Here is a 26,501-nt window from a genome sequence, read left to right as displayed (position 1 = left end):
GGCCGTCCAAGACCACTGTCACACCCAAGGGGCCTGCATGCAAGCACGCCGCGGGGCTGCACGCCCGCACCATCTGCGCTTGACCGCACCTTTCGCCCTCATACGCGGTCAGCTGCCCACGTATGAGCGGGAAAGGTGCGGTCATGCGTCTGCGGCGCCGTCAGCCCTAGCTGTACAGCCCGTTCAGCCACGCGCCCCAGGCCGCCCCGGCGGCATCCGCGTCGGCGCCCTCGGCAAACAAGTGGACGGTCATGCCCACCACGGCGCCGAAGGCGTTGCGCCCGAAGAAGCGGTACATGGCATCCTCGGTGCGCAGGCCCACGAAGTTCTCATCGACGTAGTCCACCTCTGCCTCCACCGTGCCGAGCCCCGCAATGGCGACGCTTACATGTCCCCCGGCACCGGCGTCGTGAATCCCCAGAGCGGACTTGACGGCCGTAAAGGCGTCCGGGGCCGACGAGGCCGCTGGTCCCTGGATGTCTGCGAAGGCTGCCTGCCTGCCCGCGAAGTGCTTCACGTACTGGCCCAGGGTGTGCTGGTAGAAGGCGGTGTGCTTGGCAGCGCCGTCGTACTGGTTGTCCCAGTCCTCGAACAAGACGCCGCTGTGGACGTACCGCAGCCACGACTTGCCGTCCGGGAGCTCGGAAATATCGAACTCGAGCTCGTTGAAGAAGCCGCCCTCACCGTCCACGCGGTTGGAGTAGCGGTGCGGCGGCTCCCACACCGTGACACTGCTGCCGAAGGGGCCCGCCCCGCCGAGCTTCGGCTCGATCTCCACGGGCCACATCCACCCCGACATGCCCAGGGTGGCGGCGTCGAAGACCTGCTGCGGCGTGCCCTCAATTTCCGATTCGTGGACAATCTTGAATTCCTTGGCCATCATGACTCCCTGCTTGGGCCGGGCGACCCGGCGGTTTCTGTGATTTGCGCGGGGCCCTGGAAAGGGGCTTCCTTGACGCTGGGGTGAAGTGCGACGACGAGCCTGTGCTTGCGCCCGCCCGGCGCCGCATCGCCGTGGTACTTTTCGACGAGCTTCGCCGTTCCTGCCGCAAGCTCGGCGACGAAGGCGGCCCGGTCCGCCGCGCTGGCGAACGTCACCTCGCCGTCCATGGCGAAGGTGGCCAGCCGCTGCCTGGCCCTGTCGGCACCCGTGATGAGCGTTCCGACGTCCCGGACCAGCCGGGCCGCGAGGGCCAGCATCCAGCGGGCCGAGAGCCGGTTGGGTTCCAGCGCGGGGTCGGGTGCCACCTGGGGCAGGGCCGCCGGGGAGATCACATAGGAACGCGCCGTGGCGCCCATGACCCGCTCCGTGACATTTCCCCTGCGCCGCTCGTCGACGAGCACCACGAGTCCGTGGTGTTCGAGCATCCGCAGGTGGTAGTTCACCTTCTGCCGGGGCAGGCCCATTCGCGCCGCGACCGTGGCCGCCGATGCCGGATCACGCAGCTGCGCCAACAGCTGGGCCCGGATCGGGTCAAGCGTGGCCTCGGCTGCCCCGGCATCCTCAATGACTGCAACATCCAACATGGATCCAGTGTCCCACCGACAAATAAATTTGTCCAGAGGGATGTTAGGTCTTTCCGGAATGCATCGTTTAACGATATATTATGATTGTTAATCAATCGAAGGAGTTGCAGTGGGAAAACTGACAGTCCTTGCACTGCGCATCGTCCTGGCGCTCGTGCTGGCCGGTTCATTGTTCGTGCAGCTGGTCATGGTGCCCCTGCTATCCACCGACCTCGGCGAGGCCGGACCTGAAGTTTCCGCCGTCCGCGTCCCGTTGCTGGTGATCGTGGTGCTCGGGATCGCCACGGTGCAGCTCACGCTGGTCTGCGTCTGGCGACTACTGTCCATGGTGCGCCGCGGAACTGTATTCTCACAGGCGGCGTTCCGATGGGTCGACATCATCGTTGCTGCCGTCGCTGCAGCGGCACTGCTCATGTTCACGATGGGCGTGGTGCTGGCGCCGGGCGAGGCCGTGGCCCCCGGAGTTGTTCTGCTCATTGGCGGGGCAGGGCTGCTCATTGCCTGCGTGGCCTTGATCGTGCTGGTGTTGCGGATGCTGCTGGCGCAAGCCGTGGACCGCGACGCTCAGGCCGCCAAGCTGCAGGCCGAACTCGACGAGGTGGTTTGATGCCCATCATTGTGGACATCGATGTCATGCTGGCCCGGCGCAAGATGGCGGTGGGCACGCTCGCCGAACTGGTCGGCATTACACCAGCCAACCTGTCCATCCTGAAAAACGGCAGGGCAAAGGCGGTGCGCTTCAGCACTCTGGACGCCCTGTGCCAGGCACTGGCCTGCCAGCCCGGCGATCTGCTGCGCTGGGCGCCGGAGGAATCCGAGGCGCCCGGTGCAGCGCCCGCCGAGGCGCCGGGTGCAACAAACCCCGTTTGACCGCCTCATCTGCTGCTGGGAATCCAGGTAGTGCAGGAATTTTCGTCAGGCCCTGCGCTGTCGGTACGCACCCGCGAACGTATAGTGGCCGCGCCGCCAGCCCGCAGACGACTGCACCGGACCGTTGGGTGCGGTCCGGTGCAGTCGTTCCCTCTCACAGGGAAGGGTGATGCTTCAGTGGGTTACTCCGGGACGTTCACGGACACGAAGGTCCGCTTGCCGTCTGCCCACTTGATGGAGCCGCGCCACTCACCCGGCGCCAGCCCTTCCCAGCTCAGCGTGACCTTGGTCTTCTGTCCCTCGTTCAGCTCGACAGAGGTCGGTGCGGTGAGGTTGTGCTCGTCCGCCGTGGCGACGTACGCCTGCAGCGACCCGGGGGACTTGCCGCCGGTGCCGTTGGAGTCCAGGGTGACTCCCGGGGAGAAGGAGCAGCACGGGAAGCCGAGAAGCACAACCTCTTCGTGGCTGGTTCCCTTGGTACGGGAGCTCGCCATGGTGATGGCTGACGTGACGACCCGAAGGTCATAGTCGGCTGTCGGGTCGGTGGAGTCGGTGATGAAGCTGACCATCTCCGGGGCTGTGAAATCGGGGTTGTTCGGCGGGATCAGGTTCACAAACGACGCGAAGTTGTGCTCGTCGTTGGTGAACATCTGGTAAGCCCCGGGCGTCTTCTCGAAGGTCGCCACACCGGGAACACCCCACTCGTCGGGTGAGGGCCACCTGGTGCTCTGCACCAGGCCCGCCACCGTCGGCTTGATGGTGAAGTCCATGCCGCCGAGGATCTCGAGGTCAATCGAGCCACTGGCGCCCGTGCCCGTGGCCATCTGCGGAGCCAGCATGTTCTCGGAGGAAAGCGTCACCGGGGACGTGACCGTCGCACCCTTGGCATGAGTCCACGTGAAGGATCCGTGGCCCCACTTCTGAACCGGAGCGGTGGTCCGGGTGAACGTCAAGGTGAAGTCCGCGGACTGGCCGCTCTTGAGGGTGAGCTGGGCCGGGTTGGCCTGGACTGTGTAGCCGGGGACGTTCGCCGAGAAGGTCCACTTGCCTGCCGTCAGCGCCGTGACGCGACGAGTGACGGTCGGGCTCTGCAGCACATCGCGGATGGCCACCGAGGGGAGGTTGACGTCGCGGCCGGGGATGGTCCCCTTCATGACTGCGTCCCACTGCTCGGAGTCGGACTCATACGTCAGGCCAGGGTTGGACATGTCGACGGCGTCGACCTCGCCCGCACCTACCGCGAAGTTGTCTACGTTCGTGGAGCCGTCGGCGTTCTTGACGGCACCGGCGGTCGTCATCATCGCCGACTTGATCTGCATCGGGCTCCAGTCCGGGTGGGCTGCGGAGAGCAGTGCGCCCAGACCAGCGACCTGCGGTGAGGACATCGACGTGCCCGACATGAGGCCCATGTTGCCGCCACCGTATGAAGGGTCAAGCGGAGAGACGCCAGCGAGGACGTTGACGCCCGGCGCGGTGATGTCGGGCTTGAGCAGCTCCCCACCAACTGCGGTGGACGCGCCGCGCGATGAGAACGGAGCGATCTGCGGAAGCGCGACCGCAGGCAGGCCCGTGGTGTCACCGGGAACAATGCTGGCCTTCTGGTCGGTGGTCGTAATCTTCGCGAGCACGGCCGCGTCCGAGAGGTGCACGGTGGGAACGCTGTGGTTGTCGGCGTCCTCGGACTCCACACCCTTGTTGAACAGGATCATGCCCACGCCACCGGCAGCCTTGACGGCCGCGGACTTGTCGGTGCGGGTGTTCTGGCCCCGCTCACAGAGCACGATTTTGCCGGCCACCTTGGCCGGGTCGAGCGCGTTGGGGTAGCAGAGAGCGGTGAGGGGCGCGGGCCACCCCACAGCCCCGACCTCCTTGGAGGCGACGATGTCGACGGGGCCGACCCCTGTGCTCGTGTAGGAGGCGCCACGGAACTTCGTGCCGTCTGCGAATTCGACAGTGCCCGTGAGCTCGTTTGAGAACGTCGATGCCGCCACCGTGGTCACCCATGGGGAAGAGTGGTTGACCGTCCCGGCGCGAGGCCCGGAGTTGCCGCCCGAGTTCGTGATGAACACACCTGCCTCTGCGGCGCCCTTGAAGGCTACGGCGACCGGGTCGACGATTGAGTCGCTGTTGCCGGAGATCGAGTAGTTGATGACGTCGACGTTGTCGGTCACGGCCTGTTCGATCGCGGACACAGCGTCCGAGGTGTAGCAGCCACCCGACCCTGGGACCTTGTTTGCCCAGCAGATCTTGTACGTCGCGAGGGCCGCCTGCGGTGCGACGCCAGATCCGATCCCGAACGAGCGGTCACCAATCTTCTGGTCCACGTTCGCGTTGCCGGCCGCCGTCGTGGCGGTGTGCGTTCCGTGCGAAAAGACGCCGAGCGGGCTCAGGCGCTCGGCCGGATCGCGCTGGTCCGCGGGAACGTACTGGACGTAACCGTCGGTGAAGGCGCGGGCCGTGATGACCTTGGTGTTGCACGAGCTGGCGGGGAAATCGGGGCCCGATTCGCAGTCGCCGATGAAGGTCTCACCGTTTGCCTTAAGCATGGCGATGCGGCCGTTCTGCATCCGGTAGGGCTCACCCACGGACGGCTTCTTGCCCGGCGCGAGCGGTTGAACCGGCTTGCCTGCCAAGAACGGGGTGGCAAGGTTGATTCCGCTGTCGATGACGCCGACGACGACGCCCTTGCCGGCATTACCCTCGCCCTTGTATGTCGATGCCCAGGTGCCCTTTTTGCCCGGCAGGCCCAGGAAGTCGACTGAGGCGTAGTCGGGCTTGAGCAGGGTGTCCTCCACTACGGCGAACACGGCCGGGTCGCTGGCCAGAGCCTTGGCCTGCGCGGCGGTGAGGTCTGCCTCGAAAGAGTTGATGACGCGACCGTGCTGGCGGGTGGCCTTGACGCCCTTGCCCTTGGCCACCTTGACCTGCTCGTCCTTGACGTGCTTCTCGTATTTGGCCACCTCGGCGGCCTGCGGGTTGAGGTGCTTGCCCGGCGTGGCTGCGGTGGCGGGGAGCCCGCTCTTGCCACCCTTGTATGCCGCCGACGGGGCATCCCGGAGGACGACCAGGTGGGGTCCGTCCTTGAACGTCTGTTCCTTGAGGCCGGTCCCGTCGACGATGACGGGGCCTCCTGCGGAAGGGTTCTCGCTCACGGAGGTGAACGGTGCAACGCTGGCGCCTGCGTTGCCTGGTACTGCCAGTGCTGGCGCCGCCGCCACCGAGGCCAGCAGGAGCGTGGCGCCGGCGATCAGGCCGGTTCGCGACCATCGCGATCCGCGAACCATGCTCCTCGCGGAAGCTGTGGGTATGTGCATGGGGTGGGTTCCTCTTCATTGAGCCGCGTGTTCTTTGTGCCGCAATCGCATTCTCAGCGGCGTGACCACCAATCGTGGCCAGTAGTACTCTCGCATTGGGTTCGAGCAGAAACAATGAATTGAGCTGGTGGATGGGTATCATTGAGCAGAAGTGATCAGGTGGTGTCTGTGGCAGAAGGACAGGTGTTGTCCGGCCTTGGTGTCACCGCCGACGAGGAAGCGGTCTATCGACTCATCCTTAGCCACCCCGGGGGCTCCACCACCGTGTTGAGCGAACAGTCGAGCCTGGCACCCACGCGTCTGCGTAGCGTCCTGGCGTCGTTGGAACACAAGGGAATGATCAGCCGCCGCGGTGGCCGCGCCCTGCGATTCCAGGCGGCGCCCCCGGCTGCCGTTGTCGAGGCCCTCGCCGCGACCGCGCAGGAGCGTGTTACCCGGGCCCGCTTGGAGATCCCCCAGCTCGAGGCGCTCGTCCGTCACGCCACTGACCAGCTCGAGGTCACCGAGATCGTCGAGGTACTCACGAGCCGCGCTGCCGTCGTAGAGCGTTCGGTCCAGTTTCAGAGGGCAGCCCGCGTCAGCCTCGATGTTTTCGTCCGGCCCCCCTTCGCCGAGCTGGATCCCGGCGAGGCGGCTTCACTGGCCAAGCCTCCCTATGCACCGGGGGTTCAGGTCCGTGCGATCTATGACGAGTCCATCCTTGAAATGCGCGGGCTCTTCGAGCACGTCCGACTCATGACCCGGTCGTTCGGGGAGGAGGCTCGGCTGGTCCCTGACCTGCCCATGAAGCTCATCATCGTGGACCGCTCGATGGCCCTCGTGCCCACCGAGTCCAAGTCCGGACCCGCCGACGAGGCTGCCCTCGTGGTCCACCGCAGCGGTCTACTCGATGCGCTCATCGCGCTTTTCGACCTGTACTGGCAGCGCGGGGCGCCGTTTGCCTTGGGTGCGTCTGCGCTGGAGGATGGCGCTGGTGCCGATGCGCTCGTCAGCCTGCTCACGGCAGGGCTCAAGGACGAGGCGATCGCCCGTAACCTTGGCCTGTCGGTGCCCACTGTCCGCCGTCGCATCGCAGCCCTGCTGTCCACGCTTGAGGTGAGTGGCCGCTTCCAGGCAGGGCTCGAACTCGGGCGCCGCGGCTGGCCGGAACGAGCCGTCCGCGATATCTTGCGCGAACGGTCCGACATCTGAGTTCCAGCGCTCCGGGCCCCAGCTATTCGGTGGGCGCAGGGCAGTGGAAGGGTTCTGCGTGGCCGCCCGAGTGATACTCGTAGTCGGCTCCGTCGACGCGCAACACCACGCGTGAGCCTTCAACCAAGGCCTGCGTATAGAGCATGCCGGGCTGTGCGCAACCGAGGCTTCCATCGCGCCACGTGACGGCCTCCTGTGAGACCACCTCGACCATCGACGTGTCGACGCCGAGGGTGCCCGCCAGGGCAACGACCGCCGCCGTAACGAGCTGGTCCTGTGCCGGATCCATGGGGTAGTCCTCCATGGCACGAGCATACCGATCTTGTGGGGCAACCGGGGCACATACTCTCTGCGGACCGGGATTCGTTACAGGGCCTGCGGAAGCGTTGCCGTGGCCGTGAGTGCTGACAGCCGGCTCTCGTACGGCATCTGGAAGGTGACCGTGCGCTTCACCTGGTCCACCTGGGCATCGCCCTGCTGGCCTGCAACCGTGAAACCGTGCAGGGTCCGCGCGTCGCGCGAAATGGCGACGTCGTCAATGTTGGTCCAGCCTGCGCCGCCCGTGAAGTACACCTCGAGCACGGCGTTCACATCCACTGCGAAGGACGGCAGGGAGTAAAGCTTGCAGGAGCCGTTGGCCGGGACGCCAACCGAGCTGAGAACCTCGCCGCCCATGGCACGGATGCCAAATTTTCCGCCGGCTCGTTCGCTGGTGATCCAGGCCGTGGCCAGGAAGGTGCCGGCCGTGGTGACGGTGAAGCGCTGCGCCAGGGAGTTGGCACTGCCGCCGTCCAGGTAGGCCAGCTTGCTGCCGGAGTGGGGCGAGTTTCCTGCGATGCCGCCGTTGCCGAAGGTGCTGTCCGCGGCGGCAGTGGCGGCATCCAGCTCGGCACCCACGAGCCCCGTCCGGGCCATCGCCGTTGCCGGGGTGGCGGTGGCCGACGCAAGTGCACCGCCCAGCAATCCGGCAGTCAGAAGAATGGTGGTGGCGATGGGAATCGCGCGGGGGTGGCTCACACAGCCTCATTGCTGTGAGCTGGAGCACCAAAAAATGGGCTCGGGTCGCGAACAGACCATGGGGCTTTGTTAATTTTGCAAACAAAGAATGTAAATTTAACGAAGTTTTTGACAAATGTGTCATACGGCTCGTGGTGGCCATTGCCGCGCGGCGGCGGGCATGCAGGCGCCGACGTGAGCTGCGGATGTTACGGCGAATTTTCCGTCGGCCCACTGGACATGGCGACGACAATTTCGCGGCCGTTGGCTGCGGGCACCCGGCGCCGATGGGACCGGCAGGATTCCAAACCGCAGATAGCGCTGGCCTGAGGTGATTCCCTGATTCCAACCCGCAGATCACGCGATGATTGGGACGTTTTTGCCGCGTGATCTGCAGTCTGGAATTTCGCACCGCCCGGAAACCGCGTGATCTGCGGTTTGGATGCTGGCGGACCTGTCACGCAAGGGCGCGGGCCCGGATTTGGCCCGGAAAGCGCGGCGGGAAAACCCTAGGCCAGGGACATGAAGAGCTTCTCGAGCTCGGCGCGGTCGGCGGCGGAGTCCTCCTGGGCGAGGCACTGCTCGAGCCCGGTGGCAATGAGGGAGAAGCCGGCGCGGTCAACGGCCTTGGAGGCGGCGGCCAGCTGGGTGACAACGGCCTTGCAGTCCGCCCCCTCCTCCAGCATGCGGATCACGGCATTCAGCTGGCCCTGCGCCCGCTTGAGCCGGTTGATGGCCGGCTTCACATCGTCTGCATCCAGCTGCATGGCGCCCCTTTGTCCGCGGAAAATTGCCCCCAGTCTATACCCCCGGGGGTTTGAAACGCTGCGGCACGAAACAAGGGGCCCCTCTTAGTGAGTGGCCCCTTGATCATGATCAGGCTATGCGGCGTCGTGGTCTGTTTCGAGGATCTGCACCAGGCGGTCCAGGGCCTCGTCGGCGCCGGCGCCTTCGGCACGGAGCACCACGCGGTCGCCGTGCGCTGCTCCCAGGCTCATGAGCGTCAGGATGCTGGCGGCGTCCATGGCCTCGTCGGCGGGCTCGCCTTCCATGGCGATCGTGACCTCAAGGTCCAGCTCGCCTGCAGCCTCGGCGAAGATGGCGGCCGGGCGGGCGTGCAGGCCCACGCTGCTGGCGATGGTTGCTGTGCGTTCTGACATTGGTGCTCCTTGCGGTGTTGCGGTTGTGGAAAGTTAGAGGCCGAGCTCGGCCAGAATGGGCAGCCCGTCGCGGACGGCGGCACGGGCGACGGCGGCCGACGGTGCGGCCAGGGCCACGGCGGCAAGCTCCTGCGCCTGGGCCAGCGTCACGGTGGCCAGAACGGCGGCCACTGCCGCCAGGGCGCGGGCGCTCATGGACAGGCTCGCCACGCCCAGTCCGGCAAGCACGACGGCGAGGGCCGGATCGGCGGCGGCCTCACCACACACCCCCACGGGCTTGGGCAGTCCCGTGGCCGCGCTGGCGAGGGAGGCGCCGTCGGCCGTGAGCTTCACAAGCGCCAGGACGGCCGGCTGCCAGGGATCGTTCAGGGTTGCCAGTGGGCCGAGCTGGCGGTCGGCGGCCATGGCGTATTGGGTGAGGTCGTTGGTGCCCAGTGAGGCGAAGGAGGCCTCGCGCAGGATGTGGGCGCTGGTCAACGCTGCGGAGGGGACCTCCACCATGACGCCGGGGGTCTTGAGCCCGGCAGCGGTGCACATGGACGCGAACGTTGCGGCTTCCTCGGCGGTGGAGATCATGGGGGCCATGACCCACACCTCGGCGCTGTGCGCAGCCTCGGCGGCGGCGATGGCCTCGAGCTGGCGGGCCAGGACGCCGGGGCTGGTCAGGTCGGTGCGGTAGCCGCGGACGCCCAGGGCAGGGTTGGGCTCGTCGGCGTTGGTGAGGAAGGGCAGGGGTTTGTCGGCGCCGGCGTCGAGCGTGCGGACCACAACCTTCTTGCCCGGGAATGCGGCAAACACTGCCCCGTAGGCTTCGATCTGCTCGGCAACCGTGGGCTCCTCGGAGCGGTCCAGGAAGCAGAATTCGGTGCGCAGCAGGCCCACGCCCTCGGCCCCGGCGGCGGCGGCCTTGACGGCGTCGGCACCCGTGCCAACGTTGGCCAGCAGCGGCAGGACAAAACCATCGGCCAGCGTGTTGCTGCCGTTGAAGGCAGCCAGTGCGGAGGCCTGCACCGACCACGCCTCGGCAGCCGCGCGCAGCTCGTCGCCGGGCTCCACGGTGATGGTTCCGGCGGCACCGTCCACGTAGATTTCGGTGCCGTCGGCGATTTCATCCACGCCGGGGGCGGCGACCACGGCGGGCAGGCCCAGGGCGCGGGCCAGGATGGCGGTGTGCGACTGCGGGCCGCCGCTGGAGGTGACCAGTGCCAGCACCTTGGCGGGGTCCAGAGTGGCGGTGTCGGCGGGGGCCAGGTCCTCGGCGGCCAGGATGAACGGGGCGTCTGCGGAGGGGATGCCGGGGGCGGGCAGGCCACGCAGTTCGCAGACGATCCGGGCCCGGACGTCCAGGACGTCGGTGGCGCGTTCAGCCATGTAGCCGCCCAGCGCGGTCAGCTTCGCAGCCACCGCGGCGCCGGCTTCCCACACGGCGCGCTCGGCGGTGCGGGCACCGCCGTCGGCCTCGGCCGAGAGCAGCTTGATGGCTGACTTGATGAGCATGGGGTCCGCAGCCATCAGGGCCGTGGCCTCCAGGACTTCGCGCCCTTCGCCGCTGGCGGTCTCTGCACGGGCGCGCAGTTCGGCCTTGACCGACTTGGCGGCGTCCTTGATGCGCAGGCCCTCCGACTCCGCCGTGGCACCGGCAGGCAGCGGCGCAACGCCATGGCCGGGCGCGGCCGGCTCCTGCACGGGCTTGGGCATCTGCCGCACCGGACCCACCACGCGGCCGGAGGCAACGCCGACACCTGAGAATTGCACCGGCAGGGTTGCTGCCGTTGAGACGCCGTTGTTCATTTCTTCTCCTTCGCAGGTGCCAATCGGCCCGTTTCCAGGGCTTTGCGGCAAATAAAAAAGGACCCGAACCCTGGGCCCAAAATGAGCTCAACGATCGAATCCTGCCTGGCTGACCAGTTACATATCCTTCCCCCAGTGTGCGCAATGACTGTGACTGGCGTCAAATCCGCCGGCGGCCGGGGCGGCGGGCGGGCGCATGTAGACTCCCAGATCATGAGCGCCGAATCCCCCACCACCACCCCAACCACCCGGGCCGTCTTCCTCGATGTTGACGGCACCTACGCGGACTACGGGGTTGTTCCCGCCACCCATGCAGAGGCCGTGCGGGCAGCCCGCAAGGCCGGAAACAAGGTCTTCATTTGCACGGGCCGCCCCATGCCCATGCTGCCCGAGAGCATCCTCGGCGCGGGCTTCGACGGCGTGGTGGCCAGCGCCGGCTCCTACGTGGAAGTGGACGGGGAGGTGCTGGTCAACCGCCATTTCCCTGCCGATCTGGCGGCCCGGGCCCTGGCCTCCCTTGACGCCCACGACGCCGTCTACATCCTCGAAGCGCAGGACGCCATCCATGTCCCGCCCGCCGCCGAGGCCAGGTTCCGCGCCCACGTCGAGGCGCACTATGCCAGTGCCCCCGAGGGCCGCCCCACAGGTTCCTCGGCCATTTTGGGCGGGCTCAGAACACTGCAGCCCGGCGCGGATGTGCCCTTCGCGAAGATCTCCGTTTTTGAGTCGCCCGTGCCCATGGAGCAGCTCGTGGCCGAGATCGGAGGGGACATCGACGTCGTGGGAAACTCCATTGCCGCCGAGGGCCCGCACGCCGGGGAGCTGTTCCGCCGCGGCATCAGCAAGGCCGACGGCGTTGCCGCCACCATCGAACGCCTGGGCATCGCGCGGGAGGACTCCATCGCCTTCGGGGACGGGCAGAACGACCTGGAAATGCTGGCCTACGCCGGCATTGGCGTGGCCATTGAGGGCTCCTCGCCCGAGCTTCTGGCCGTGGCCCAGCGCACCGCCCTGCCCCCGCACCGGGATGGGATCGCGGTGGCGTTCGCCGAACTCGGCCTCATCTGATCCCGAGGGCCGCCCTCGCAAAACAGTCCCGCAACAAAAAGAAACTTGCCCGTGACGTCAATCACGGGTAGGCTCTCCCTTGCAGGCAATGCTGCCTGTAAGGATTGTTACTCGGAAACGAGGCAAGACCTGAGGCCCACGGCGACGTGGCTCTCGGGTCTTTTTTTGTGCCCGAAAGACGGACTGGACAGAAAGGACTGCCATGGTTTCCGTGAATTACCGAACATTGGCCCAAGACATCCTGGAGGGTGTCGGCGGAGAAGGCAACGTGGCATCGGCCACCCACTGCGCAACCCGGCTGCGGCTCACGCTGCGCGACGACGCAAAGGCCAACACGGCCGCCGTCGAGAAGCTCCCCGGCGTGATCACCGTGATGAAGGCCGGCGGCCAGTACCAGGTGGTCATCGGCAACGACGTCCCCACCGTGTTCGCGGAACTTGGCAAGATCAGCCGCTTCGGCGGCGAGGACAGCGCCGACGCGCAGGCCCCCGCCCAGGGCAACCTCTTCAACCGCTTCATCCAGATGGTCTCCTCCATCTTCCAGCCCATCCTGTGGCCGCTGGCCGCCGCCGGATTGTTCAAGGCCTTCCTGACCTTGGCCGCGACGTTCGGCTGGCTGGCTGCCGAGGACTCGACGTACGTCATCCTGAACGCGGCCGCCGACGCCCTGTTCTACTTCCTGCCGCTGTTCCTGGCCATCACGGCCGCCAAGCGCTTCAAGGCCAACCAGTTCACCGCCATGGCGATCGCCGGCGCACTGGTGTACCCGTCCATCGTGGCGCTGAACGGCAGCCAGGCAAACTTTGCCGGCATCCCGTTCTCGGTCATGAACTACACCAGTTCCGTCATCCCCGTCATTGTCGCCGTCTGGCTGCTGGGGTACCTGGAGCGTTTCCTGCTCAAGGTGCTGCCCTCGGCCATTCGCAACTTCATGACCCCGCTGCTGGCCATGGCCATCATGGTTCCGCTGACGCTGCTCACGGTGGGCCCGGCCACGATCTTCCTGGCCAACAGCCTGTCCTCCGGCATCACCGCCATGTTCGGCTTCGCACCGTGGCTGGCCGGAGCCGTCATTGGCGGCTTCTGGCAGGTCTTCGTGGTGTTCGGCCTGCACTGGGGCCTGGTCCCCGTCATGCTCAACGACATCGCCACCACCGGTTCCTCCATCATGATGGCCCCCCTCCTGCCCGCCGTCCTGGCACAGTCCGCCGCCATGCTGGCCGTTGCCCTGCGCAGCCACAGCGCCAAGCGCCGTGAAGTTGCCGCCCCCGCGGCATTCTCCGGCTTCCTGGCCGGTGTGACCGAGCCCGGCATCTACGGCGTGAACCTGCCCCTGAAAAAGCCGTTCTACTGCGGCATCGCCGGCGGTGCCGTGGGCGGCGCCATCGTGGGCATCGGCGGCAGCGCGGCCAGCGCCTTCGTGTTCCCCTCACTGATTGGCCTGCCCGCCTTCACCTCCATTGGCAGCTTCGCCATCCTCCTGCTGGGCACCGGCGTTGCCATCGCCATCGCCTTCCTGCTGACCTTCTTCTTTGGCCCCCGTGAAACCCCTGACACGGCCGACGCCGGCGTGCCCGGCCAGGCAGCCGACGCCGCCGCACCCGCGGCACCCTCGGCAAACGCCACCGGCAACGTTGTGGTCCTGGCCCCGGTGACGGGAACCGCCGTCGCCCTTTCCGAGGTGCCGGACAAGGTGTTCGCCTCCGGCGCCATGGGCACCGGCCTGGCCATCATCCCCGAGCAGGACACCGTCCACTCCCCCGTCTCCGGCACCGTCCAGGTCGCCATGAAGACGGGCCACGCCTACGGCCTGAAGACCGACGACGGCGTGGAGGTCCTGGTGCACATCGGCATCGACACGGTGCAGATGAAGGGTGACGGCTTCACGGCCGCCGTGGTCCGCGGGCAGCGCGTGGAGGCCGGCGAGCTGCTGGCAACCATTGACCGCGCCAAGATCAAGGACGCCGGCTTCAGCGACATGACCATCATGGTCGTCACCAACACCAAGACCCTCACGGCCGTTGTGCCCGTGGGCCAGGGCCACCTGGACCACGGCGTCCCGGCCCTGGACATTGAACTCTAAGACTGACGAACTCGCAGCAGCGAAAGGACCAAAGCACCATGAGCAACGCAACGTTCAAGCCCGCCACGGGAGCCTTCCCCGAGGGATTCCTCTGGGGCGGCGCCACGGCAGCCAACCAGGTTGAGGGCGCCTACGCCACCGGCGGCAAGGGCCTGTCCATCCAGGACGTCATGCCCAAGGGCATCACCCAACGGCCCACCGAGGGCCCCACGGCCGACAACCTCAAGCAGGTGGCGATTGATTTCTACAACCGCTACGAGGAGGACATTGCCCTCTTCGCCGAGATGGGCTTCAAGGTCTACCGCTTCTCCATCGCTTGGAGCCGCATCTTCCCCAACGGCGACGACGCGGAACCCAACGAGGAAGGCCTGGCGTTCTACGCCCGGGTGCTGGACGAGCTGGAAAAGCACGGCATCGAGCCCATGGTCACCATCAGCCACTACGAGACGCCGCTGAACCTGGCGCGCACGTACGGCGGCTGGACCAACCGCGCCATGATCGCCTTCTACGAGCGCTACTGCCAGGTCCTGTTCGAGCGCTTCGGCAGCCGGGTCAAGTACTGGCTGACGTTCAACGAGATCAACTCGGTGCTGCACGAACCCTTCCTCTCCGGAGGCATCCCCACCCCGAAGGACGAGCTGACGGAGGCTGACCTCTACCAAGCCATCCACCACGAGCTCGTGGCCTCGGCCCGCGTGACCAAGATGGCCCGGACCATCATGCCGGAGGCCAAGATTGGCTGCATGATCCTGGCCCTGCCGGTGTACCCGCTCACCCCGCATCCGGATGACGTGGTCAAGGCCATGGACACCGCCCACGGCAGCTACGCCTTCGGCGACATCCACTGCCGCGGCGCCTACCCCGGCTACATGCTGCGCTACTTCCGCGACAACGGCATCGAGCTGGACATCACGGAGCAGGACACGGCCGACCTCACCAACACGGTGGACTTCGTTTCCTTCAGCTACTACATGAGCATCTGCGAAACGGCCGATCCGTCGGCCGAGCAGGGCCCGGGCAACATCATGGGCGGCGTGCCGAACCCCACCCTGGAAGCCTCCGAATGGGGCTGGCAGATTGATCCGCAGGGCCTGCGCGTGGTCATGAACGACTACTGGGAACGCTGGCAGAAGCCGCTGTTCATCGTGGAAAACGGCATCGGTGCCAAGGACGTGCTCGTTGAGGTCGACGGCGTGCCCACCGTGGAGGACGACTACCGCATCCAGTACATGAACGACCACCTGGTGCAGGTCCGCGAGGCCATTGCCGACGGCGTCGACGTCACCGGATACACGTCCTGGGGCTGCATCGACGTGGTCAGCGCCTCCACCGCGCAGATGAGCAAGCGCTACGGCTTCATCTACGTTGACCGCAACGACGACGGCACCGGCACCCTGAACCGGTACAAGAAGAAGTCCTTTGACTGGTACGCCGGCATCATCGGCAGCAACGGCGCAGCGCTAAGCTAGCTCCATCGGGGCGGGGCCGTGCAGGCCCCGCCCCCCACACCGACACGCAATTCATCCAATGAGGGAAGGCAGCGGCATGGAAATCCTGCGAGTGTTCAACAACAACGTTGTCCTTGCCCGCGGAGACGGCGGCAGCGAGGTCATCCTGACCGGCCGCGGCCTGGGTTTCCAGGTGAAGCCCGGCCAGCCCGTGGACCCCGCCAAGATTGTGCGCACCTTCGTGCCGGAGGACGGGCGCAGCCCGGATTCGCTGGGTTCCATGGTGGCCTCCATCCCGCCGGAAGTCCTGGCCCTGGCCGATGCGGCCCTCGAGGCCGGGCGCGCCGAACTGGACATCCGCCGCAGCACTGTCCTCACAGTGGCCCTGGCCGACCACCTCAACTTTGCCATCAAGCGCCAGTTGAACGGCATCGACTTTGAGTACCCGCTCGAGGCCGAGGTCTCCCACCTCTACCCGTCCGAGCTGCGCGCGGCCCGGCGGATCCTGGCCCACGTCAATGCAGCCCAGGACGTCACGCTGGCCGAGGGCGAGGCCGTCTCGATTGCCATGCACCTGGTCAACGCCGGGTTCGCCGCCGGGGATTTGTCATTCACCTATCAAATGACAGGTGTTTTTGCGCAGCTGTTCGATGTCCTGGAACAGGCGTCGGGGCGGCCCATTGGCCGGGACTCGGTCAATTCAGCCCGCTTCATCACGCACCTGCGCTACTTCTTTGTCCGGGCCACCTCCGGCAAGCAGCTCGACGAGGGAGCCAGCAAGCTCAGCACGGCCATCCGGGATTCCTACCCCGAGGCGTACGCCACGGCACTGCGCCTGCAAAGCGTCCTGGAGCTGCGCCTGGGCGACGCCATGACCGAGGACGAGGCCACGTACCTGACGTTGCACGTGGCCAGGTTGATGGACGAAAACCGGGCCTGAGCGGCGCCTGGCGGGCCCCGGCGCAACGATGTGCCAACGTTTGCGCCGCGCCCCTGCCGGATTGCAGGGTGTCCCGCATAGGCTCAGGCCATGATCATCTTCCTCATTCGTGCCGCCATTTACATCGCCACCTCAGCCCTGGGCCTGCTGGTTGCCTCGTGGGTCCTGGCCGACTTCAACCTTGCCTGGAGCGGATTCCTCGTGGCCGTGGTGGTCTTCGCCGTGGCGCAGTCAGTGCTAGGCCCCTTCGTTTTCCGGATGACCAACCGCTACGCCCCGGCGGCGATTGGCGGCTTCGGGCTCATTTCAACCCTCATCGCCCTGTTCGTGGCGCAGCTGTTCCCGGGCGGGCTGAGCATCGACGGCGTGACAACCTGGATCTTGGGCACGCTGGTGGTGTGGGTTGCCACCACGCTGGGCACCTGGCTGCTGCCCATCCTGTTCCTGAAGAAGCGGCTGGCCGCCCGTGAGGCGGGCGCAATCGCCCGGAAGCTGCAGAAGTAGCCCCAGAACCCGCGGATTCTGCGGGGGTGCCATGCTCGACGTCGTTCCTCGCCTACCGCTGCCGCAGCACCGTGCCGGGTGAACCGTTGAATCCTGCCATGGTGTTGGTCCCCTACGCTTCCGGGATGGGGCGGCCGAAGGCCTCGAGCGTGATGGCGTCGGGGTCGGGGCCACCGCGCACGCCAGTGTCGAGGGCTGCGAGCGCCTCCATCTGGGCTTGGGTCAGCTCAAAGTCGAAGACGTCGAAGTTCTCGGCAATGCGCTCGGGCCGCACCGACTTGGGGATCACGGAGTGGCCCAGTTGCAGCTGCCAGCGCAGCATGACTTGGGCAGCGCTCTTTCCATGCTCACCGGCAATGGCCAGGATGGCGGGGTCATTGAAGGTGGTCCTGGCGTTGTCGCCGCGGTAGGAGGTGATGCCGCCGATGGGCGACCACGCCTGGGTGAGGATGCCCATTTGGGCGTTTGCCTGCTGCACCTCCGGCTGGGTGAAGTAGGGGTGCAATTCCACCTGGTTGACGGCCGGGACAACTGTTGTCTGCTCGCGCAGCTTGAGCAGGTGCTTGGGCATGAAGTTGCTGACGCCAATGGCACGCACGCTGCCGTCGGCCAGCAGCTTCTCCAGGGCCGTGTAGGCGGCAATGGTCTTCTCGAAGGCGGTGGAGAGCGGCTGGTGCAGGATGAACAGGTCCAGCTGCTCCACGCCAAGCTTGGCTGCGCTCTTCTCAAACGCGTGCAGCGTCTCCTCGTAGCCGTAGTCGCTGATCCACACCTTGGTTTCAATGAAGATCTCGGAGCGGTCCACGCCGGAGCGGCGGATGCCCTCGCCCACCTCGCGCTCGTTGCCGTAGGCGGCGGCTGTGTCGATGTGGCGGTAGCCGGTTTTCAGGGCCGCGGCCACGGCCTCCGTGGTGGCCTCGGGCGGGGTCTGGAAGACGCCAAGCCCGATGGCCGGCATGGTGACGCCGTTGTTCAGGGTCAGGTTCATGAAAGTTGTGTTCCTTCGTTGACGATCCGCAGCCCGTTGAGGGTGCGGGGGTAGCCGATGAACGGCAGGAGTTGGGTGAGGGCGTCCACCAGCATGGCGCGGGTGTTGCCCACGGTGACGTTTGCCGCCACGTGCCCTGCGACTTGCGGCTCGCAGCCGCCCAGGGCCACGAGCGTGGCGAAGGTCAGCAGTTCCCGGGTGGGGACATCGAGCCCCGTGCGGGTGTAGTGGTCGCCGAAGCAGTTGGCCTCCAGGAGGCGTTGGATGTGCTGCTGGTCCGCGGGCGCGGCGGCCTGCATGGCGGCCTTGCGGTCGGTGCCCACGATGAGCGTTTGTACGGCCACCCCAGCTTCCGCCCGGGTTTCCGGCGTGGTGGTGGACTGGCCCGGCAGGGGAAGCTCAATGCCGTGGGAGGAAAGCACCTCGTTGCTGGCATGGATGAAGTCCAGCGCCTTGGCCATGCCCACATAGGGCACGGACTGGTACACGATCTCCTTGATTTCCACTGGCGTGACGCCGGCGGCGAGCGCGGCACCGGCCAGGGCCCTGAACTGGCTGAGGCCCTGGGCGGCGATGGCCGCAGCAAGCTGGACCATGAGCCGGGTTTCCGGGGCCATGGCGGAGTGGCGGGGCACCTCCTCGAAGGCGAAGTTCTCGAAATATTCAGCGAGTTCCGGGTCGGTTGTGGCCAGGGGGTCAGTAGCCCACGGGCTGGCGGGGTGTGTAGGCGTTTTCAAGCAGGGCCACCTCCTCGTCGCTGAGCTTGATGTCCAGGGCGGCGGCGGCATCGGGCAGGTGGTGCGGCTTGGTGGCGCCGACAATGGGGGCGCTGACCACGGGGTTGTTCAACACCCAGGCCAGGGCCACCTGCGCCATGGGCACGCCGCGCTCCCCCGCAATCTTGGCCACGGCCTCAATGACAGGGCGCTCGGCTTCCTCGTTGGCGAAGTGGGCGCTGCCCACGGGGTCATTGTCGGAACGCTTGGTGTGTTCGCCCAGCGGCCGGGCCACGCGGCCCTTGGCGAGCGGGCTGTAGGGGATGCTGCCCACGCCCTGGTCGGCGAGCAGTCCGAACATTTCGCGTTCCTCCTCCCAGTACAGCAGGCTGTACTGGTCCTGCATGGAGACAAAACGTGTCCAGCCGTGGGCCGATGCCGTGTACTGCAGCTTGCTGAATTGCCAGGCGTGCATGGCGGAGGCGCCGAGGTAGCGCACCTTGCCGGCCTTGACCACGTCGTGCAGCGCCTCCATGGTTTCCTCCACTGGCGTCTCGGGGTCGAAGCGGTGGATCTGGTACAGGTCTATGTAGTCGGTGCCGAGACGCTTCAGGGATGCGTCCACCTGTTCCATGATGGCCTTGCGGGACTGGCCGGAGCCGCCGGGTCCGTCGTGCATCTTGAAGTGCACCTTGGTGGCCAGCACAATGTCCTCGCGCCGGGAGTACTTGGTGATGGCGCGGCCCACGATCTCCTCGGAGGTCCCGAAGCCGTATACGTTCGCGGTGTCCCAAAAGGTGATGCCAAGCTCCACTGCCTGCCGGAAGATCGGTTCGCCGCCGGCGTCGTCCAGGGCCCATTCGTTGAAGCCGCGGCTCGTGTCGCCAAAGCTCATGCAGCCCAGGGCGATGCGGCTGACTTTCAGGCCTGACTGGCCCAATCGTGTGTATTCCATGGTTTCTCCTTGCGTATGTTGGCTACGCTACGCGCGGCTGGAGAAGCCAGGGAGTGCCTGCTGTTACCTGTTAAGCCGGCCCCTCCCCCGCAGCTCATCACCCGGACTGTGGCGTCCACCTGGTGAGGCCCCGCGCCGGGTCGCCGTATTCCGTTGCGGCCCAGGACGCCAGCAGCCGCAGCGCCTGCTCCGAGGCGGATCCGGGTTCGGCGGCATAGATGGTCAGGGTCAGGCCAGGTTCGGCAGCCAGCTCCAGGCCCTCATAGGCCAGCGTCAGCTCGCCCACGATCGGGTGGCGGAACGTTTTTGAACCGGTTCCGTGGTGGCGGACGTTGTGCGCGGCCCAGCGGCTGCGGAACTCCTCCGAGCGTGTGGAAAGCTCACCGATGAGATCGTGCAGGCCCTTGTTGTGCGGATCGCGCGCCGCCTCGGTGCGCAGGATCGCCACATTCACCTCGGCAAACAGCTCCCAATCCGGGTAGAAATCATGCGCCCGCTCATCAAGAAAAGTGTGCCGGGCCAGATTTGGCGGTTGGCCGGGCATCTCGTAGACGTCCTTGTAGAACGCCCGGGCCAGGTTGTTGGCCGCCAGCAGGTCCATGCGCCCGTTGCGGACAAATGCCGGGCCGGCGGTGACCGCATCAAGCACCCATTGCAGGCTTTCGTGCGCCACCCATCCCTTGGTGCGGCGGCGGGGCGGGCGCGCCACGGGGTTGGCGGCGTGGGCCAGGTCGAAAAGGTGCGCCCGTTCGGCGTCGTCAAGCTGCAGCGCCCGGGCGATGCTGTCCAGGACCTCCGGGGACGCACCACTGATGGCGCCGCGCTCCAGCCGGATGTAGTACTCAATGCTCACCCCTGCCAGGGCGGCCACCTCGCTGCGCCGCAGCCCGGCCACGCGCCGGTTTCCGCCGGCCGGGAGCCCCACTTTTTCCGGGGCGATGCGGGCCCGGCGCGTGGTGAGGAATTCACGCACATCCGCTCGATTGTCCATGCCACTTACGCTAGCTGACGGCGAACGCCGCGGGGAGTCCCTGCCGGTGCCCCTCTCAAGCGGGACTCCCCCATGCCCCGGATTCCCTGTTGGCTGGTTGGAGACACCCCGCAACAGAAGGAAAAGCCCCTTGTCCCCACAATCCAGCCCCGGTGGAGCGCCCGCGCTGCCGGCCCCGCACGACGCCGGACCGTCCGGCCGGGCGAGCATCGCACCGTCCGCGCCGAGGAAAGTTCGGCAACGCCTGCCCCTGCCCGCCCTGTTGGTCATGGCCCTAATGGGGTTCATCCTCATTGCGACCGAGACCATGCCGGCCGGTTTGCTGCCCCAGATCGCAGCAGGGCTGGATGTCTCCCTTGGCACGGCCGGGCAGCTGGTCAGTGCCTACGCCCTGGGCACGGTGCTGCTGAGCATCCCCGCCATGGCCTTGACCCGCGGCATGCGGCGCAAGCCCGTTTTCCTGGTGGGGATCGTGGGGTTTCTGCTGGTCAACACGGTGGCCGCACTTTCAGCTGACATTGCGCTGACCTTGGCGGCCCGCTTTGTTGCCGGGGCATTTTCCGGCCTGCTGTGGGGCATGCTGGCCGGATACGCCCGGCGCATCACGGACCCGGGGCTCGCCGGCCGCGCCCTGGCCATTGCCTCCCTTGGCACGCCGCTGGGGCTCGCACTGGGGACCCCGATTGGTTCGTGGCTGGGGGCCGGCTTCGGCTGGCGCTGGTCGTTCGGTGCGTTGACCGCCCTCACGCTCCTGGCCTTGGTGTTGGCGGCAGTCCTGGTGCCCGACGCCCCCGGGCAGCGCGCCGAATCCCAGATCTCCCTGGCCCGCGTGCTGGCAATCCCCGGCGTGGCCGCGATTCTGGCTGTCATTTTCGCCTGGATGCTGGCCCACAACACGGTCTACACGTATTTTGCGGCCTACCTGGGCTCGGCCCGCGTGCCCGTCACCGTCGACGTGGCGCTGGCTGTCTTTGGCGCCTGTGCACTGCTGGGGTTGGGGATCACCGGGGCTTTGATCGACCGCGCACCCAGGCTTTTGGTGCTGGCCAGCCTGCTCCTGTTTCTGGCGGCCGGCGGAATCTTCTTCACGGGGTCCCATTCGCCCGCGGCGGTGCTGCTGGCACTGGCTTTGTGGGGTGTTTCCTTTGGCGGCGCGGCCCCGCAGCTGCAAACGGCCATCAGTGTGGCCGGTGGGGAGAATGCCGACATGGCCAATTCGCTGCTTGGCGTTGCCTTCAATCTGGCCATCTTTGCCGCAGGGGTGTTGGGGGCGGTGTTGCTGGGTCCATTCGAGGGAAGCAGCCTGCCGCTGCCCATGGTGGGCCTGGGCGCCATCGCCCTTGCCATCGTGGCTGTTTCCAGACGCACCGCCTTCCCGCCACGCAGCCACTCCGGGCCACCAATGCGCGCATAAATACCCCCTTGGGGTATATTGAAGGACGTTGCCAGTGAATAAGTTAGTCCCGGCCGGATCCATCCCGCCGCCACGGCCGTTCAGCCCCAACGCACACCATCACCTTCGTTCAAAGGAAAACCGATATGTGCGGAACAGACATCCGTAACGACCTCCCCCTGACCCCGGCCGCCGAAAGCTCCTGTGGCTGCTGCACCCCCGCGCCGGCCGCATCCGCGCCCGCCGAAGGCACCGCCTACGGCGTGGAGGGCCTGACCTGCGGCAGCTGCGTCCAAACCGTCCAGAAGGCCGTGGCCGCGCTCGACGGCGTTGACTCCGCCACGGTGGCGCTGGTCGCCGGCGGCACCTCCACGCTGACCGTTGCCGGTCCGGCCAGCGCCGAGTCCGTGCGCGCGGCCGTCTCCGGCGCCGGGTACTCCGTCACGGCGTAGTCCACGGCCCCCACGGCGGCAGTCGGCGGCGGCAGTCGGTGGTCGAGCCTGTCGAGACCCCCTCTGCCGCCGTCGGGCGTCAGCCCAGCGGCACCACATACGATTCGACGCGGGCAATGAGCCCGCCGTCGAAGGTGAAGACGTCGTTGAAGGCGAAGCGGAACGGCCCGTGCCCGTCGCTGTTGCCCCGGCCAATGCCTGTTGCCACGACCACCTGACCGTCCTCAAACAGCTGCTCGATGGCCAGTTCCGGGCTGCCGGAGAACCCCGGCGCCTGAATCTCGGAGTCAAATTCGGCCTTGCCGCGCGTGGTCCGGTGGCCATGGATGACCCATTCCACGCCGTCTGCCAGAGTGGCCAGGATGCGCGGGTGGTCGCTGGCGGAGAATCCCTCAAAGTACTCCTGGACCAGTTCCTTCTGTGGCGTTACCGCCATGACTCGCTCCATTCCGTTGTGGTTGTGCAAAACGCAAGGGTCAGCTCCGCAGCACCTGGTGCACGAACTGCACGGCAACCGATCCCTCGCCCACGGCCGAGGCCACGCGCTTGAGCGAGCCCGCCCGCACGTCGCCCACGGCAAAGACGCCCGGCGCACTCGTTTCGTACAGATACGGGTCGCGGTCGCCGTCGGCCGTGCTGTGCCGCTGGCCGCCCAGGGCGGGCCCGGTCAGGATGAAGCCGCGTTCGTCGCGGGCGATCTGCGGCGGCAGCCAATTGGTCCGGGGCGAGGCCCCAATGAACACAAACATGGCCGACGCCGGAAGTTCCTCCACAGGGCCCGCGCCGTCACGGATGGCCACGGACTCGAGCCGGCCGTCTCCGCCCAGCGAGTCAATGGCCACGCCGCAGCGGACCACAATGTTGGGGCGTGCGGCAATCTGGTCAACGAGGTACGCGGACATCTTGGCGCCAAGTTCCGCGGCGCGGCACAGGATGGTCACCGTGCGGGCGTAGTCGGAGAAGTAGACGGCGGCCTGCCCGGCCGAATTCGCCCCGCCCACCACAACAATGTCCTCCCCTGCCACGGTGTCGCGCTCGCCCAGGGAGGCGCCATAGAAGACGCCCCGTCCTTCCAGCCCCGAGCTGCCGGGGACATTCAGGCTGCTGTAGGCCACACCGCAGGCCAGGATCACGGCACCGCAGTTGATGGTGGAACCGTCGGCCAGTTCCAGCCGCGGGTACGGGCCGCCCAGGTCCAGGCCTGCCACGGAGGCCGGGGCCAGGACGTCAACGTGAAAGCGCCGCGCCTGGGTCACGGCCCGCCGGGCCAGGTCCGAGCCCGAGATGCCCGCGGGAAAGCCCAGGTAGTTCTCGATCCGGGACGACTGCCCCGCCTGTCCGCCCGCCACCAGTTGCTCAACGCAGACGGTCCGCAGGCCCTCGCTGGCACCGTAGACGGCGGCGGCCAGGCCCGCCGGCCCCGCGCCCACAATGGCCAGGTCGAACGATTCGGCATCCGCCTGGGTGCGGTGGCCCAGCGCCGCGGCGAGCGTGGCGACGTCGGGCATGTGCAGCGCCGTGCCGTCGGGGGTGATGACCAGCGGCAGCCCGTCGTCGCCTGCCGCCTCCAGCAGGGCCCGCCCCTCCTCGCTGGCGTCCACGTCGAACCACTTCATGGGGATTTGGTTGCGCTGGAGGAAGTCGCGGATCCGGTGCGTGGGCTCGGACCAGCGGCTGCCCACCACGCGCGTCACGGCGTAGCTGGGCTGGTTGTGCGCGTGCCAGTCCGTCAGGAGGTCGTCGATCACCGGGAACAGCCGCTCCTCCGGCGGGTCCCACGGCTTGAGGATGTAGTAGTCCAGGTGCAGCTGGTTGATGGCGCCGATGGCCACCTCGGTGTCGGCGTACGCGGTCAGCAGCACGGTGCGCACCTCCGGGAACAGGGCCAGGGCCGCGCTGAGCACTCGTGTGCCTGTCACCTCCGGCATGCGCTGGTCAGAAACCACGATCGCGACCGGGTCACCCCTGACTTTCAGCCGCTCCAGCGACTCAATGGCCTCGGCCCCGCCGGACGCGGTCAGCACCCGGTAGTGCCGGCCGTAGCGGCCGCGCAGGTCGCCGCGGACCGCGCTGAGCACTGCGGGATCGTCGTCGACGGCGAGTATGACGGGGCGTTGCGGGGTGGCTGCCGCTTCGCTCATGGCGTGGACTCCTTGCCGTCCGGGCGGCGCAGCGGCAGCCACACGCGGAACACGGTGAGGCCGGGGGCCGACTGAACCTCGATGGTGCCGCCCATGCCGCGGATCATGTTGAACACGATGTTCAGGCCCAGCCCTGTCCCCTGCCCTGGCGGCTTGGTGGTGAAGAACGGCTCGAAGACCTTGCCCACGGCGTCGGGTGCGATGCCGCCGCCGTCGTCCTCCATTTCAACGGCCACTCCTCCCTCCTCCGCCCGGGTGCGGATCGTGAGCCGGCCGAGCCCGCCCATGGCGTCGGCGGCGTTGTCGATGAGGTTGGTCCAGACCTGGTTCAGTTCACTGCCCAGGGTTTCTATGCGGGGCACGCCGGGGCCGTAGTCGCGGACCACCTCGATGCCCAGCCGCAGCTTGGAGGCGAGCATGACAAGGGTTCCCTCGATCCCGTCGTGGATGTCAACGTCCTGCACGGGTGCCCGGTCCATGTAGCTGTAGTCCTTGAGGGCGGCGACGATCTGCGAGATCCGTTCCGAGCCGTGCCCAATCTGCGCGATGAGCCCGTAGGCGGTGTGCGCCTGAGCCAGGGCGGCGATGGCTGTGCCGAGGTGGCCGGGTTCGGTGGTTGCGGCGAGCTCGTCCAGGCCCGAACCATCCATCCCGAGGTCCACCAAGGGGCCCGCCGCATCCCACAGCGTGCTGAGTCCGTGCGATTCCAGCCAGTCCTCAACGTCGGCCTCAAGGTCGCCGCGGCGCAAGGGATCAAGTGGCGCCGTTTCCGGGCGCCCGCCCCCGGTCTCGGCTTCCCCTTCGGCCTCGCCGGCATGGTCCAGGAGCCGGGCCAGCAGCTCGGCCTCGGCCGGGCTTTGCGCGGCGCGGGCCAGGCTGAGCAGGGCTTCGCACGTCTTGGCGAACGCGCCCTCGAGGAGCGCGGCGCCGCGCCGTGCCGCGGCGGCGGGGTTGTTCAGCTCGTGGGCCATGCCGGCGCTGAGCCGGCCCAGCGTGGCCAGTTTTTCGCTCTGCACCAGGGCCGCGGAGCGCTCGGCAACCTCGTCCTCGAGCTGCCGCTGGTAGGCGGCCTGCAGGGCTTCGGCCTGCTTACGGTCGCTGACGTCCCGGAAGAAGGTGTGGGTCGCCACGAACTCGCCCTCGCGGAAGCGGCCCGTCGCGTTTCCCTCCACCGGGAAGGTTTCCCCGCCCTTGGTCACGAAGGTGATTTCGACACGGTCGAACGACTTTCCGCTCATGATTTGCCCAATCATGAGCGTGCAGTGGTCGTGGTCCACCTGGTCCACGATGTCGAACAGCGTGAGCCCCGGCAGTTCCTCCGGGGTGTAGCCCAGCGCGTTGTGCCAGGCCCGGTTGACGAACTCAAAGTGCCCGTCGGGCAGGATGCTCTGCACAATGTCGTGGGCCGATTCAATGAGGTCCTGGTAGCGCCGCTCGCTCTCGCGGGCCAGCGCCTCGGCCTCGTGCCCCGGCGTTGCGTCCCGCGCCACGGCCCGGATGGCGGCCTCCCCCGGCACGGCCGCCGCGGTCCACAGCAGCCACCGGCTGGAGCCGTCCTTTGCCAGGGCCCTGCCCTGGAAACGGACGACGCCGGGCCCTCCCGTTGCGCCGCCGAGTTCCGCCAGTGCCGCGGCAGCTCCGCCGTCGTGCATGAGGTCACCGAGGCTGCGGGTGCGCAGTTCATCCACGCCCCAGCCGAGCAGGGCCACCCAGTCCCCGGTGGCCTCCCGGAAGGTGCCGTCTGGCGCCAGGACGCAGGCCAGGTCGGCGCTTTGGTTGAGCAGCTGGGCGGCGGCCGCGGGCGGCCATGACTGAATTCCGAGCCCATCGTGAGCCATCGGATGCTCCCTCGCGGAATTCCGCCCGCGGGTGGCGGGCGGTTTTTTGAAATATACACCCGATGGGATTCGTGCGCCCGGCCCCGGTGGCTGGGCCCGTCGAAACCCCCGGTGGTTGAGCAACTAAATTGATTG

General features: G+C 67.3%; 25 protein-coding genes. 10 read left to right on the top strand and 15 right to left on the bottom strand.

Going from position 1 to position 26,501, the window contains the following annotated elements:
- Positions 1–166 precede the first annotated feature (166 nt).
- Both PCK14_RS07920 and PCK14_RS07915 read right to left on the bottom strand, forming a co-directional pair.
- Positions 167–883, bottom strand: coding sequence for an SRPBCC family protein (locus PCK14_RS07920; RefSeq protein WP_269937932.1), 717 nt, complete (start codon positions 881–883; stop codon positions 167–169).
- On the bottom strand, positions 880–1,527 hold the full coding sequence (locus PCK14_RS07915; protein ID WP_269937931.1) for a winged helix-turn-helix domain-containing protein: 648 nt from the start codon (positions 1,525–1,527) through the stop codon (positions 880–882). Before PCK14_RS07915 ends, PCK14_RS07920 begins: the two co-directional genes overlap by 4 nt.
- 109 nt (positions 1,528–1,636) lie before the next feature.
- On the opposite strand from PCK14_RS07915, the gene PCK14_RS07910 reads away from it, so the two are divergent.
- Positions 1,637–2,134 (top strand): DUF2975 domain-containing protein, encoded by a 498-nt coding sequence (locus PCK14_RS07910; protein ID WP_269937930.1) that lies wholly within the window; start codon positions 1,637–1,639, stop codon positions 2,132–2,134.
- Entirely contained in the window at positions 2,134–2,397 is a 264-nt protein-coding gene (locus PCK14_RS07905; RefSeq protein ID WP_269937929.1) for a helix-turn-helix domain-containing protein, read from the top strand. The genes PCK14_RS07910 and PCK14_RS07905 overlap by 1 nt, the downstream gene beginning before the upstream one ends.
- A 182-nt stretch (positions 2,398–2,579) precedes the next feature.
- On the opposite strand, the gene PCK14_RS07900 is transcribed toward PCK14_RS07905, so the two are convergent.
- Complete coding sequence (locus PCK14_RS07900; RefSeq protein ID WP_269937928.1) at positions 2,580–5,711, bottom strand: S8 family serine peptidase; 3,132 nt, start codon at positions 5,709–5,711, stop codon at positions 2,580–2,582.
- A gap of 141 nt (positions 5,712–5,852) precedes the next feature.
- Here PCK14_RS07900 and PCK14_RS07895 point away from each other — a divergent pair, with 141 nt between their 5' ends.
- Complete coding sequence (locus tag PCK14_RS07895) at positions 5,853–6,902, top strand: helix-turn-helix domain-containing protein (RefSeq protein WP_269937927.1); 1,050 nt, start codon at positions 5,853–5,855, stop codon at positions 6,900–6,902.
- Positions 6,903–6,924: 22 nt separating this feature from the next.
- On the opposite strand, the gene PCK14_RS07890 is transcribed toward PCK14_RS07895, so the two are convergent.
- The 5 genes from PCK14_RS07890 to PCK14_RS07870 form a co-directional block, all read right to left on the bottom strand.
- A complete protein-coding gene (locus PCK14_RS07890; RefSeq protein WP_269937926.1) occupies positions 6,925–7,206 on the bottom strand; it encodes a hypothetical protein in 282 nt (93 codons plus the stop codon).
- Between the two features lie 62 nt (positions 7,207–7,268).
- Positions 7,269–7,919, bottom strand: coding sequence for a hypothetical protein (locus PCK14_RS07885; RefSeq protein ID WP_269937925.1), 651 nt, complete (start codon positions 7,917–7,919; stop codon positions 7,269–7,271).
- A 488-nt stretch (positions 7,920–8,407) separates the two neighbouring features.
- Positions 8,408–8,665 (bottom strand): metal-sensitive transcriptional regulator, encoded by a 258-nt coding sequence (locus PCK14_RS07880; protein WP_269937924.1) that lies wholly within the window; start codon positions 8,663–8,665, stop codon positions 8,408–8,410.
- A 114-nt stretch (positions 8,666–8,779) separates the two neighbouring features.
- Complete coding sequence (locus PCK14_RS07875; protein WP_269937923.1) at positions 8,780–9,058, bottom strand: HPr family phosphocarrier protein; 279 nt, start codon at positions 9,056–9,058, stop codon at positions 8,780–8,782.
- Between the two features lie 33 nt (positions 9,059–9,091).
- Entirely contained in the window at positions 9,092–10,849 is a 1,758-nt protein-coding gene (locus PCK14_RS07870) for a putative PEP-binding protein (RefSeq protein ID WP_269937922.1), read from the bottom strand.
- A 213-nt stretch (positions 10,850–11,062) separates the two neighbouring features.
- Between PCK14_RS07870 and PCK14_RS07865 the strand changes: the two genes are divergently transcribed.
- The 5 genes from PCK14_RS07865 to PCK14_RS07845 all read left to right on the top strand — a co-directional run bounded on the left by PCK14_RS07865 (position 11,063) and on the right by PCK14_RS07845 (position 16,892).
- Positions 11,063–11,917 carry an HAD-IIB family hydrolase gene (locus PCK14_RS07865; protein WP_269937921.1) on the top strand — a complete coding sequence of 285 codons (855 nt, stop codon included), beginning with the start codon at positions 11,063–11,065 and terminating at the stop codon, positions 11,915–11,917.
- A gap of 202 nt (positions 11,918–12,119) precedes the next feature.
- Positions 12,120–14,000 carry a beta-glucoside-specific PTS transporter subunit IIABC gene (locus PCK14_RS07860; RefSeq protein WP_269937920.1) on the top strand — a complete coding sequence of 627 codons (1,881 nt, stop codon included), beginning with the start codon at positions 12,120–12,122 and terminating at the stop codon, positions 13,998–14,000.
- A gap of 38 nt (positions 14,001–14,038) precedes the next feature.
- Entirely contained in the window at positions 14,039–15,469 is a 1,431-nt protein-coding gene (locus PCK14_RS07855) for a glycoside hydrolase family 1 protein (RefSeq protein WP_269937919.1), read from the top strand.
- 76 nt (positions 15,470–15,545) lie between these two features.
- Positions 15,546–16,388 (top strand): PRD domain-containing protein, encoded by an 843-nt coding sequence (locus tag PCK14_RS07850; RefSeq protein WP_269937918.1) that lies wholly within the window; start codon positions 15,546–15,548, stop codon positions 16,386–16,388.
- Between the two features lie 90 nt (positions 16,389–16,478).
- Positions 16,479–16,892, top strand: coding sequence for a phage holin family protein (locus PCK14_RS07845; protein WP_269937917.1), 414 nt, complete (start codon positions 16,479–16,481; stop codon positions 16,890–16,892).
- A gap of 112 nt (positions 16,893–17,004) precedes the next feature.
- Here PCK14_RS07845 and PCK14_RS07840 read toward each other — a convergent pair whose 3' ends face one another.
- The 4 genes from PCK14_RS07840 to PCK14_RS07825 all read right to left on the bottom strand — a co-directional run bounded on the left by PCK14_RS07840 (position 17,005) and on the right by PCK14_RS07825 (position 20,542).
- On the bottom strand, positions 17,005–17,880 hold the full coding sequence (locus PCK14_RS07840; protein WP_269937916.1) for an aldo/keto reductase: 876 nt from the start codon (positions 17,878–17,880) through the stop codon (positions 17,005–17,007).
- Complete coding sequence (locus tag PCK14_RS07835; protein ID WP_269937915.1) at positions 17,877–18,617, bottom strand: carboxymuconolactone decarboxylase family protein; 741 nt, start codon at positions 18,615–18,617, stop codon at positions 17,877–17,879. Before PCK14_RS07835 ends, PCK14_RS07840 begins: the two co-directional genes overlap by 4 nt.
- Positions 18,577–19,551 carry an aldo/keto reductase gene (locus PCK14_RS07830; protein ID WP_269937914.1) on the bottom strand — a complete coding sequence of 325 codons (975 nt, stop codon included), beginning with the start codon at positions 19,549–19,551 and terminating at the stop codon, positions 18,577–18,579. Before PCK14_RS07830 ends, PCK14_RS07835 begins: the two co-directional genes overlap by 41 nt.
- A 97-nt stretch (positions 19,552–19,648) precedes the next feature.
- Entirely contained in the window at positions 19,649–20,542 is an 894-nt protein-coding gene (locus tag PCK14_RS07825) for a helix-turn-helix transcriptional regulator (RefSeq protein ID WP_269937913.1), read from the bottom strand.
- 130 nt (positions 20,543–20,672) lie between these two features.
- Here PCK14_RS07825 and PCK14_RS07820 point away from each other — a divergent pair, with 130 nt between their 5' ends.
- Together PCK14_RS07820 and PCK14_RS07815 are read left to right on the top strand one after the other, a co-directional pair.
- Positions 20,673–21,956 (top strand): MFS transporter, encoded by a 1,284-nt coding sequence (locus tag PCK14_RS07820; RefSeq protein ID WP_269937912.1) that lies wholly within the window; start codon positions 20,673–20,675, stop codon positions 21,954–21,956.
- 125 nt (positions 21,957–22,081) lie between these two features.
- The gene (locus tag PCK14_RS07815) at positions 22,082–22,387 is read left to right on the top strand and encodes a heavy-metal-associated domain-containing protein (protein ID WP_269937911.1); all 306 of its coding nucleotides are present in this window, start codon (positions 22,082–22,084) and stop codon (positions 22,385–22,387) included.
- 79 nt (positions 22,388–22,466) lie between these two features.
- On the opposite strand, the gene PCK14_RS07810 is transcribed toward PCK14_RS07815, so the two are convergent.
- From PCK14_RS07810 to PCK14_RS07800, 3 genes are read right to left on the bottom strand one after another with little or no spacing between them, the layout of a single operon-like run.
- On the bottom strand, positions 22,467–22,823 hold the full coding sequence (locus PCK14_RS07810) for a nuclear transport factor 2 family protein (RefSeq protein ID WP_269937910.1): 357 nt from the start codon (positions 22,821–22,823) through the stop codon (positions 22,467–22,469).
- 40 nt (positions 22,824–22,863) lie between these two features.
- Positions 22,864–24,528: an FAD-dependent oxidoreductase gene (locus PCK14_RS07805; RefSeq protein WP_269937909.1), complete on the bottom strand. Its 1,665-nt coding sequence runs from the start codon at positions 24,526–24,528 to the stop codon at positions 22,864–22,866.
- A complete protein-coding gene (locus PCK14_RS07800; protein ID WP_269937908.1) occupies positions 24,525–26,366 on the bottom strand; it encodes a PAS domain-containing sensor histidine kinase in 1,842 nt (613 codons plus the stop codon). The genes PCK14_RS07805 and PCK14_RS07800 overlap by 4 nt, the downstream gene beginning before the upstream one ends.
- Between the last annotated feature and the right edge of the window lie 135 nt (positions 26,367–26,501).

The organism is Arthrobacter sp. HY1533, assembly GCF_027568515.1.
Taxonomy (GTDB): domain Bacteria; phylum Actinomycetota; class Actinomycetes; order Actinomycetales; family Micrococcaceae; genus Specibacter.
The sequence above is the reverse complement of the archived record's forward strand: the minus strand, read 5'-3'. Positions and strand labels throughout refer to the sequence as shown.